General features: G+C 66.3%; 9 protein-coding genes. All 9 read left to right on the forward strand.

Translation table 11 applies throughout. The features are described 5' to 3' along the window. Positions 1-138 precede the first annotated feature (138 nt). The 9 genes from VDQ18_RS20395 (at position 139) to VDQ18_RS20435 (ending at position 11006) form a co-directional block, all read left to right on the forward strand. Positions 139-462 carry a hypothetical protein gene (locus VDQ18_RS20395; protein WP_323022724.1) on the forward strand — a complete coding sequence of 108 codons (324 nt, stop codon included), beginning with the start codon at positions 139-141 and terminating at the stop codon, positions 460-462. A 16-nt stretch (positions 463-478) separates the two neighbouring features. After that, positions 479-1933, forward strand: a complete 1455-nt coding sequence (hydA, locus tag VDQ18_RS20400) for a dihydropyrimidinase (RefSeq protein WP_323022725.1) — start codon at positions 479-481, stop codon at positions 1931-1933. Continuing rightward, positions 1930-2367 carry a VOC family protein gene (locus tag VDQ18_RS20405; protein ID WP_323022726.1) on the forward strand — a complete coding sequence of 146 codons (438 nt, stop codon included), beginning with the start codon at positions 1930-1932 and terminating at the stop codon, positions 2365-2367. The genes hydA and VDQ18_RS20405 overlap by 4 nt, the downstream gene beginning before the upstream one ends. Then, the gene (locus tag VDQ18_RS20410; RefSeq protein ID WP_416235133.1) at positions 2364-3197 is read left to right on the forward strand and encodes an ABC transporter ATP-binding protein; all 834 of its coding nucleotides are present in this window, start codon (positions 2364-2366) and stop codon (positions 3195-3197) included. The genes VDQ18_RS20405 and VDQ18_RS20410 overlap by 4 nt, the downstream gene beginning before the upstream one ends. A gap of 40 nt (positions 3198-3237) precedes the next feature. Continuing rightward, positions 3238-3759 (forward strand): hypothetical protein, encoded by a 522-nt coding sequence (locus VDQ18_RS20415; protein WP_323022727.1) that lies wholly within the window; start codon positions 3238-3240, stop codon positions 3757-3759. 46 nt (positions 3760-3805) lie between these two features. After that, complete coding sequence (locus tag VDQ18_RS20420; protein WP_323022728.1) at positions 3806-4741, forward strand: ABC transporter permease; 936 nt, start codon at positions 3806-3808, stop codon at positions 4739-4741. A gap of 194 nt (positions 4742-4935) precedes the next feature. After that, positions 4936-5844 carry an ABC transporter permease gene (locus VDQ18_RS20425; protein ID WP_323022731.1) on the forward strand — a complete coding sequence of 303 codons (909 nt, stop codon included), beginning with the start codon at positions 4936-4938 and terminating at the stop codon, positions 5842-5844. A 45-nt stretch (positions 5845-5889) separates the two neighbouring features. Next, a complete protein-coding gene (locus tag VDQ18_RS20430; protein WP_323022732.1) occupies positions 5890-6879 on the forward strand; it encodes an ABC transporter substrate-binding protein in 990 nt (329 codons plus the stop codon). Between the two features lie 452 nt (positions 6880-7331). Next, positions 7332-11006, forward strand: coding sequence for a vitamin B12-dependent ribonucleotide reductase (locus VDQ18_RS20435; RefSeq protein WP_323022729.1), 3675 nt, complete (start codon positions 7332-7334; stop codon positions 11004-11006). Positions 11007-11079: the final 73 nt, after the last annotated feature.

Raw genomic sequence — 11079 nt, forward strand, 5'->3', positions numbered from 1 at the left:
GCTGGAGACGGCGGAGGTGGTGAGCTAGCGGGGCTGGTCCCCGGAGAAAAAAGGGCGGGGGGCCAGCCCCCCGCACCCCCCGCTCAAGGGGGTTTTCCACCCCCTTGAGAAACCCCCGAGGATATTTCTGGAACAAAGATGGGGCAAAGGGACGAGGATATGGCGGCGCGGATCGGGGCGCTGGTCGAGGCCGAGATCGCCGGTTTCGATGCCTCCTCACGCGCCGGGGCGATGACGCTGCAGGATTTCCAGGCGCGGCGGGTGAAGCGGCATCGGGCGGTGACGGTGAATTTCTCGGGCGGGATCACCCAGACCTGCTGGACGGTCTGCCGCTCGGACGGGTGTTATTCGGTTCTGTATGTCCCCCGCGCGGAATGCTTCGCGCTCTGCGTGGACAGCGATTTCGGCCCCTTGGATATCGGCGTGCACGGGCGGGCGCTCGATTGCTTCGCCAGCGTATGAAACAACAGGAGAGAGCATGAGCACCGTCATCAAGAACGGCACCGTCGTTACCGCGGATCTGACCTACAAGGCCGATGTCCTGGTCGAGGGGGGCGTCATCACCGCCATCGGGCAAGGACTGAAGGGCGACAGGGAGCTGGATGCGACCGGCTGCTACGTCATGCCGGGCGGGATCGACCCGCATACGCATCTGGAGATGCCCTTCATGGGCACCTATTCCTCGGACGATTTCGAGAGCGGCACGCGGGCGGCGCTGGCGGGCGGCACGACGATGGTGGTCGATTTTGCGCTGCCCAATCCGGGGCAGGGGCTGCTGGATGCGCTGCAGATGTGGGACAACAAGTCGACCCGCGCCAATTGCGATTACAGCTTCCACATGGCGGTGACCTGGTGGGGCGAGCAGGTCTTCAACGAGATGAAGACCGTGGTCGAGGAGCGTGGCATCAACACCTTCAAGCATTTCATGGCCTACAAGGGCGCCTTGATGGTGAACGATGACGAGATGTATGCCTCGTTCCAGCGGCTGGCGGAACTGGGCGGGATCGCCATGGTCCATGCCGAGAACGGCGATATCGTCGCCGAGATGACCGCCAAGCTGCTGGCGGCGGGCAACACCGGGCCCGAGGCCCATGCCTATTCGCGCCCCTCCCAGGTCGAGGGCGAGGCGACCAACCGCGCCATCATGATCGCCGACATGGCGGGGGTGCCGCTTTATGTCGTGCATACCTCCTGCGAGGAGGCGCATGAGGCGATCCGGCGGGCCAAGCAGAACGGCAAGCGGGTCTGGGGCGAGCCCTTGATCCAGCACCTGACGCTGGATGAGAGCGAGTATTTCAACCCGGATTGGGACCATGCGGCGCGGCGCGTCATGTCGCCGCCCTTCCGCAACAAGAAGCATCAGGACAGCCTCTGGGCCGGATTGCAGGCGGGGACGCTGAGCGTGGTGGCCACCGACCATTGCGCCTTCACCACCGATCAGAAGCGCTATGGGATCGGCGATTTTTCGAAGATCCCGAACGGGACCGGGGGGCTGGAGGACCGGATGCCGATGCTCTGGACCCATGGCGTGAACACCGGCCGGATCACGATGAACGAATTCGTCGCCGTCACCTCGACCAATATCGCCAAGATCATGAACATGTACCCGAAGAAGGGGGCGGTTCTGGTGGGGGCGGATGCGGATCTGGTGGTCTGGGATCCGGCCAAGGAAAAGACGATCAGCGCGGGGTCGCAGCAATCCTCCATTGATTACAACGTCTTCGAGGGTCAGTCTGTGAAAGGCCTGCCGCGCTTCACCCTGACGCGGGGCAAGGTCGCGGTGCATGACGGCGAGATCCGCACCGAGGAGGGCCATGGCAAATTCGTCAAGCGCGAGCCGAACGGGGCCGTCAACCGCGCCCTGTCGAGCTGGAAGGAACTGACCGCGCCGCGGCCGGTGGAGCGGTCGGGCATCCCGGCGACGGGGGTATGAGCGTGGCGGGACGGACAGCGCCGGTTCCGAGCGGCGTCATGGAGGCGGCGCTCTATGTCGATGACCTCGAGGCGACCGAGCGTTTCTATGCCGGGATCCTCGGGCTGCCGGTGGTCCTGAAACAGCCGGGGCGGCATGTGTTCTTCCGCGCAGGCAGCACCATCGTGCTGACCTTCCTGGCCGAGGCCAGCCGCGTGGCGGTGCCCGGCGCTGCGCTGCCGGTGCCGGTCCATGGGACCGAGGGGGCGGGGCATTTGTGCTTTGCCGCCACCGCCGAGGAGCTTGACGCCTGGGTCGCGCATCTGCAGGCCGAGGGGCAGGTGATCGAGGCGGATTTCCACTGGCCCAACGGCGCCAGGTCCATCTATCTTCGTGATCCGGCGGGCAATTCCATCGAGTTCGCCGAGCGGAAACTCTGGGAGACACCTGCGTGAGCGACACAGCCGCCGCCCTTGCCGAGACGCCCGCCGCCGCGCGCGCCAGCGAGGGCCAGCCAGTGATCGAGGCCCGGGGCCTCAACCTGACCTTCCACACCAATGATGGCCCGGTCCATGCCCTGAAGGACGTGGACCTGACCATCGGCAAGGGGGAGTTCGTCAGCTTCATCGGCCCCTCGGGCTGCGGCAAGACCACGCTCTTGCGGGCGATTGCCGATCTGGAGCATCCGACCGGGGGCAGCCTGACCGTCAACGGCATGAGCCCCGAGGCGGCGCGCAAGGCCCGGGCCTATGGCTATGTGTTCCAGGCGGCGGGGCTCTATCCCTGGCGGACCATCGAGGGCAATGTCCGGCTGCCCCTGCAGATCATGGGCTATTCCCGGGCCGAGCAGGCCGAACGCGCCCGCAAGGTGCTGGACCTGGTCGAACTCAGCGGGTTCGAGCGCAAGTTTCCCTGGCAGCTGTCGGGCGGCATGCAGCAGCGGGCCTCGATTGCCCGGGCGCTGGCCTTCGACGCCGATATCCTCTTGATGGACGAGCCCTTCGGCGCGCTCGACGAGATCGTGCGCGACCGGCTGAACGAGGAATTGCTGAAGCTCTGGGCGCGGACCGGCAAGACCATCGGCTTCGTCACCCATTCGATCCCCGAGGCGGTGTATCTGTCGACCAAGATCGTCGTCATGTCGCCCCGGCCCGGGCGGATCACCGATGTGATCGACTCGACCCTGCCGGCCGAACGCCCGCTGGAGATCCGCGACACGCCTGAGTTCATCGCCATCGCCCATCGTGTCCGCGAGGGGCTCAGGGCGGGATACGAGGACAGCTGACGACCAAAAGACTGACAATAAAAAGAACGAGGGACCTATCATGAAGATCATCACGCAAGGCCTTGTCCTGTCGGGATTACTGGCTGTGTCGGCGGGCGCCGCGCAGGCTGTCGTGCCCCCCGGTGCGACGCAGGGCGGGAGGTCGGGCGAGCTGATCGCCATGGCGACGCTCCTGCCGATGACCGAGGATGAATTCACCGCCGCCCAGGCCGCCGGTGGGGCCCGGATCGCGCCGCTGGACGGCACCGCGCCCGGTGAGACCCTGTTCTTCGGCCTTTTTGCGGCCGGGTTCTCGCTCAGGGACGGGGCGGTCGACATGCATTGCCGGGTGACGCTGGCCACGCCGGATGGCTGGCGCCAGCAGGTCTCGGACGCGCCCTGCGCGCGGGGCGAATTCGACGCTTCGCCGCGCGACGCTTATCTGCTTCTGGGTTTCGACTTCGCCGTGCCGGGCGCGCTGGCGGGCCGCCAGCTGATCGTCACCGCCGAGGTGGTGGACGAGGTGACCGGCGCCAGCGTGCCGCTGGCCGTGGCGGCGACCATCGACCGGGTGAGCGAGTGACGACAGGCCGCATTCATCCGAAGGCCGGGACCGGGAGGGCGCGCGCATGAGCCGGACGCTTCCCGTTCTGACCGTCACCGCGGTCCTGATTGCGCTGTGGTATCTGGCGGTGATCCCGATGAACGCGACCTGGGAATACGACCAGGCGCGGCGGGCGGGAGCCGAACTGCCCTTCGCCGAGATGGTCGCCCGCACCATGGCGCAGGAGCGTCCGGTGCTGCCCGCGCCGCATCAGGTGGTGATCGGGCTTTACGAGCAGACCGTGGGCTGCGACGCGGTGGGGCGGCGGATGTGCCGCGAGACGACGCCCCTGACCGTGCAGGGCTTCGGCCAGCGGGTTGTGGCGGCCTTCACCTCGAACCGCAGCCTTGTTTACCACGCCGGGGTCACACTCAGCGCCACCATGCTGGGCTTCCTGATCGGCACCGGCGGCGGGATCCTGCTGGCGATCGGCATCGTCTATAACCGGGCCATGGATGCCTCGGTCATGCCCTGGGCGATTGCCAGCCAGACCATTCCGATCATCGCGCTGGCGCCGATGATCATCGTCGTACTGAATTCGGTGGGGATCTCGGGTCTGATCCCCAAGGCGATCATCGCCGCCTATCTCAGCTTCTTCCCGGTCGTCGTCGGCATGGTGAAGGGGCTCCGGTCCCCCGATGCGATGCAGATGGACCAGATGAAGACCTGGTCGGCCACCGGCGCGCAGGTCTTCGCGCGGCTCAGGCTGCCGATGTCGATGCCCTATCTCTTTGCCTCCCTGAAGGTGGGCATCGCCGCGGCGCTGGTCGGCACCATCGTCGGCGAGCTGCCGGTGCAGGAGGGGGGCCTTGGCGTGCGGCTGCTGTCGGGCAGCTATTACGGGCAGACGATCCAGATCTGGGCCGCGCTCTTTGCCGCGGCGATCCTGGCGGCGGGGCTGGTGGGTATCGTCGGGCTGATCGAGCGGCGGGTGCTGGCCCGCATGGGGATGAAGCGATGAGCGGGCTGTTGCAGGGGCAGGGCGCCTGGATCCGGCTGGGCTTTGGCGCGGCGGTGCTGGCCGCCTGCTGGCTTCCCCGCGCCGCCGGGGCGGAGCCCGGGGAGCTGACGCTCATCGCGCTGAGCGCGGCTCTGGCGCTCTCGGTCCTGGTGCCCGGCGTGGCGCTGGCTGGCCGGGCGGTGCTGCTGCTGGCCATGGGCGGAGCGCTGTGCGTCGCCGGGGTGGAGCTCGCCTTCGGGCAGACCGGGGCCGAGGCGCAGGGCTTCTGGGCCGCCGCCATCGCCCTCTGGCTCGGCGCCTGGCTGCTGGTGGCGCTGGTCGCTGATCTGCCCTGGCGGCGGGGGCCCTGGGGCCTGATCGCGCCGCTGGTCTTCGGCGCGACGATCCTCTGGGCCTGGGAGACGGTGGTGCGGGCGCTCGACGTGCCGCGGGTGATCCTGCCCGCGCCCTCCGAAATCGCCGCCCGTCTTGCCACTTCGAGCGAGACGCTGTGGATCGACATGCTCCAGACCTTCGGCCGGGGTGCGTTGGCGGGCTTCGCTATCGGCTGCGGCTCGGCCTTCCTGTTCGCGCTGGTCGTCGACCGCTATCCGTTCCTCAAGCGCGGCCTGCTGCCGGTGGGCAATTTCCTGGCGGCGCTGCCGATCATCGGCACGGCGCCGATCTTCGTCATGTGGTTCGGCTTCGACTGGCCGTCGAAGGCGGCGGTGGTGGTGGCGATGGTCTTCTTCCCGATGCTGGTGAACACCGTCCAGGGCCTCACGGCGACCGAGGCGATGCAGCGCGACCTGATGCACACCTATTCGGCCAGCTGGGGGCAGACGCTGTTCCGCCTGCGCCTGCCTGCCGCCATGCCCTTCATCTTCAACGGGCTGAAAATCTGTGCAACGCTGGCGCTGATCGGGGCCATCGTGGCCGAGTTCTTCGGTTCGCCCACCTATGGCATGGGCTTTCGTATCTCGACCGAGGTCGGGCGCTTGTCGCTGGACATGGTCTGGGCAGAAATCGCCGTGGCTGCGGCCCTGGGGTCGGCGTTCTACGGCGTCTGGGCTCTGCTCGAACGGCAGGTGACCTTCTGGCACCCGTCGCAGCGCGGCAGATAAATCCGGCCCCTGGAAGGGCCGGCCAACAAGGAGGTTGAACGAATGATGAAGTATGGATGGGCCGGGATGGCCGCGGCGCTGGGGATGACGGCCGGCATGGCCTCGGCCCAGGATGCGGTGACGCTGCAGCTGAAATGGGTCACGCAGGGCCAGTTCGCGGGCTATTACGTCGCCCTCGACAATGGCTATTACGAAGAGGAAGGCCTCGACGTGACGATCCGCCCCGGCGGGCCCGACATCGCGCCGGTGCAGGTGCTGATGGGCGGGGGCGCCGATGTGATGGTCGACTGGATGCCCTCGGCGCTGGCCGCGCGCGAGCAGGGGGCGCCGGTCGTCAACATCGCCCAGCCGGTGATCCGCTCGGGTCTGATGCTGGTCTGTTGGGCCGACGCGGGCATCGCCACGCCCGAGGATTTCCGCGGCCACAAGATCGGCACCTGGTTCTTCGGCAACGAGATCCCGCTGCTGAACTGGCTGTCGCAGCTGGGCATTCCCACCACCGGCGGCGAGGACGGGGCCGAGATCCTGCGCATCGGCTTCAACGTCGATCCGCTGCTGCAGCATCAGGCCGATTGCGTCACCGCGATGACCTACAACGAATACTGGCAGGTGATCGACGCGGGCGTCACGCCCGAGCAGATCGTCGTCTTCCGCTATGAGGATTACGGCGTCGCCACGCTGGAGGACGGCCTCTGGGTCAACGAGGCGAATCTCTCGGACCCGGCCTTCGTCGAGCGCATGGCCCGATTCGTCCGCGCCTCGATGCGCGGCTGGGAATGGGCGCTGGCCAACCCCGAGGCCGCGGCCGAGATGGTGCTCGACCATGACGAGACCGGCGCGCAGACGCTGGAGCATCAAGTCCGCATGGTCCGCGAAATGGCGGCGCTGACCGAGGGTTCCACCGGCGTTCTGGACGAGGCGGCCTATCAGCGCACCGTCGATACGCTGTTGGGCGGCGGCTCGGATCCGGTCATCACCCGGGCACCGGAAGGGGCCTTCACCCATGCCGTGACCGACGCCGCGTCGATGGAATAAGCGGCGGCGAACCGCCTGCTGTCACCTTACGGACACACTGGCCGGGCCCCCCTCAGGGCCCGGCCTTTTCATCTGACATCTCAAGACAAAGTGCCAAGTGGGCCGGATTCCTGACATTCCCTGAGCATCCGGGAATGAGTCGGTGCATCCCTGGTAGGCACCCGCAGGGTCAAGCACAAAATCCTGTGGAAGTCGTGAAGATTGCCATTGACCAGACCCCGCCAAATACGTCAGATTGTGTAGGCCGACAACAGGGCCACTAGATATAGTAAGGCTCGACGAGGCAGGGACAGACGAGCAGAATCACGGGCCCGCTCAGGATACCGGAGTGGTCGACACGCAGCAGGCGTGCCGGACGTGATTGATTTTGCGGGAGTTCCGGCCAAGCGACCGCGTGATGTGATGCACGCCCTCGTTGTCTTTGATGAACACAGGACAAAGGGGACAGGTCCATGAAGATCGAGCGGAAATTCACCACCGACGGGCAGGACGCCTATGCGGCGCTTTCGTTCACCACCACGGTGTCCGAGATTCGCAACCCCGACGGCAAGATCGTCTTCCGCAACGATCAGGTCGAAGTCCCCGAAGGCTGGTCGCAGGTCGCCTCGGACGTGATCGCCCAGAAGTATTTCCGCAAGGCCGGTGTCCCCGCCCGCCTGAAGAAGGTCGTCGAGAAGGGCGTGCCGGAATTCCTGTGGCGCTCGGTCCCCGATGACAAGGCGCTGGCCGAACTCCCCGAATCGGCGCGCTTCACCGGCGAGACCTCGGCCAAGCAGGTCTTCGACCGTCTGGCTGGCGCCTGGGCCTATTGGGGCTGGAAGGGCGGCTATTTCACCACCGAGGCCGACGCTCAGGCCTATTACGACGAAATGCGCGTGATGCTGGCTCGGCAGATGGCCGCGCCGAACTCGCCGCAATGGTTCAACACCGGCCTGCACTGGGCTTACGGTATCGACGGCCCGTCGCAGGGCCACTTCTACGTCGACCCCTTCACCCACAAGCTGGTGAAGTCGAAATCCTCCTACGAGCACCCGCAGCCCCACGCCTGCTTCATCCAGTCGGTTTCGGACGATCTGGTGAACGAGGGCGGGATCATGGACCTCTGGGTCCGCGAGGCGCGCCTCTTCAAGTATGGCTCGGGCACCGGCACCAACTTCTCGTCGCTGCGCGCGGAAGGCGAGAAGCTCTCGGGCGGCGGCAAATCCTCGGGCCTGATGGGCTTCCTGAAGATCGGCGACCGCGCGGCGGGCGCGATCAAGTCGGGCGGCACCACGCGCCGCGCGGCGAAGATGGTGATCATCGACATGGATCACCCGGATATCGAGGATTTCATCAACTGGAAGGTCATCGAGGAACAGAAGGTCGCCTCGCTGGTCGCCGGGTCCAAGGCGCATGAAGCCCGCCTGAACGAGATCTTCGCGGCGATCCGCGAATGGGACGGCTCGTCGGAAGACGCGGTTGATCCGTCGAAGAACCCCTCGCTGAAGGCCGCGATCCGCTCGGCCAAGAAGGCGATGATCCCGGACACCTATACCAACCGGGTGCTGCAATACGCCAAGCAGGGCTATACCTCGATCGAATTCCCGACCTACGACACCGACTGGGATTCGGAAGCCTATGTCTCGGTCTCGGGCCAGAACTCGAACAACTCGGTCCGCGTCACCGACGCCTTCCTTAAGGCCGTCAAGGAAGACGCGCCCTGGGAGCTGGTGCGCCGCACCGATGGCAAGGTCGCCAAGACCGTCTCGGCCCGCGAGCTCTGGGATCAGGTCGGCCACGCCGCCTGGGCCTGCGCCGACCCGGGGATCCAGTTCCACGACACCGTCAACGCCTGGCACACCTGCCCGGCAGACGGCCCGATCCGTGGCTCGAACCCCTGCTCGGAATACATGTTCCTCGATGATACGGCCTGCAACCTGGCCTCGATGAACCTGCTGAAGTTCTTCGAGAACGGCAAGTTCGACGCCGAGGGCTATATCCACGCCACGCGGCTCTGGACCGTGACGCTGGAAATCAGCGTGATGATGGCGCAATTCCCGTCCAAGGAAATCGCGCAGCGCTCCTACGATTACCGGACCCTTGGCCTCGGCTACGCCAACATCGGCGGCCTCCTGATGAACATGGGGCTGGGCTATGACAGCGACGCGGGCCGCGCCATGGCGGGCGCCCTGACGGCGCTGATGACCGGCATCTCTTACGCCACATCGGCCGAGATGGCCGCTGAACTCGGCGCCTTCCCGGGCTATGCCCGCAACCGCGACCACATGCTGCGCGTCATCCGCAACCACCGCCGCGCCGCGCAGGGCCTGACCGATTTCGAAGGCGTTAATGTCAACCCTGTGCTGCTCGACGCGGCCAATTGCCCCGACGCCACGCTGGTCGCCCTGGCCCGCAACGCCTGGGACGAGGCGCTGGCGCTGGGCGAGGCGCATGGCTACCGCAACGCGCAATCGACCGTCATCGCGCCGACCGGCACCATCGGTCTGGTCATGGATTGCGACACGACCGGCATCGAGCCCGATTTCGCGCTGGTGAAGTTCAAGAAACTGGCGGGCGGCGGCTATTTCAAGATCATCAACCAGTCGGTCCCGGCCGCGCTGGCGAAACTGGGCTACAAGCCCAGCCAGATCGAGGAAATCGTGGCCTATGCCGTCGGTCACGGCACCATCGGCCAGGCCCCCGGCATCAACCACACCGCGCTGATCGGCCACGGTTTCGGCCCGGCCGAGATCAAGAAGGTCGAGGCGGCGCTGGCCACCGCCTTCGACATCCGCTTCGTCTTCAACCAGTGGACGCTGGGCGAGGAATTCTGCCGCGAGACGCTGGGTATCCCGCAGGCGAAGCTGAACGACCCGTCCTTCGACCTGCTGAAGCACCTCGGCTTCACCAAGCAGCAGGTCGAGGCCGCCAATGACCACGTCCTCGGCACGATGACGCTGGAAGGCGCGCCGCATCTGAAGGCCGAGCATTACGCGATCTTCGATTGTGCCAATGCCTGCGGCAAGAAGGGCACGCGCTATCTGTCGGTCGACAGCCACATCCGCATGATGGCCGCCGCGCAATCGTTCATCTCGGGCGCCATTTCCAAGACGATCAACATGCCGAACACGGCAACGATCGAGGAAACGCTGGCCGCCTATGAACTCAGCTGGTCGCTGGGCATCAAGGCGAACGCGCTCTACCGCGACGGCTCGAAACTGTCGCAGCCGCTGGCGTCCGCGCTGATCGAGGACGACGAGGAGGCCGAGGAAATCCTCGCCAACGGTTCGACCCAGGAGAAGGCCGCGCTGATCGCCGAGAAGATCGTCGAGAAGATCATCGTCAAGGAAATCGCCCGCGGCCGCGAGAAGCTGCCCGAGCGCCGGAAGGGCTATACCCAGAAGGCCATCGTCGGCGGTCACAAGGTCTATCTGCGGACCGGTGAATATGGCGACGGGCGCCTGGGCGAGATCTTCATCGACATGCACAAGGAAGGCGCGGGCTTCCGGGCGATGATGAACAACTTCGCCATCGCCGTCTCGGTGGGCCTGCAATACGGCGTGCCGCTGGAGGAATTCGTCGACGCTTTCACCTTCACCCGGTTTGAACCGGCGGGCATGGTGCAGGGCAACGAGGCGGTGAAGAACGCCACCTCGATCCTCGACTACATCTTCCGCGAACTGGCGATCTCGTATCTGGACCGCACCGATCTGGCACATGTGAAACCCTCGGGCGCGTCCTTCGACGACCTCGGCTCGGGCGACAAGGAAGGCCAGAAGAACGTGAGCCCGGTGTCGGATGACGCCGCCTCGCGCGGGCTGGAAGTGCTGCGGCAGATCTCGTCGACCGGGTATCTGCGCAAGCGCCTGCCGCAGGAGCTGATCGTGCTGCAGGGTGGCACGGCGCATGTGGCCCGCACCGCCGACGGCTCGGTCCCGCAGGCGATCCCGCCGCTGGGCGGCGTCGCGGTGGCGGCCCGGGTCGAGACCTCGGTCGAGGCCGTGGCCGTGGGCATGGACGCCCGCACCAAGGCCAAGATGCAGGGCTACGAAGGCGATCCCTGCGGCGAATGCGGCAATTACACGCTGGTCCGCAACGGCACCTGCATGAAGTGCAACACCTGCGGCTCGACCAGCGGCTGCAGCTGAAGCGCGCGCGATGGAAATGCGAAAGGGCCGGGGGAAACCCCGGCCCTTTGGTTTGGGCAAAGCGGCGGGAGGC

This window comes from Pararhodobacter sp., from assembly GCF_034676075.1.
Lineage (GTDB): Bacteria > Pseudomonadota > Alphaproteobacteria > Rhodobacterales > Rhodobacteraceae > Pararhodobacter.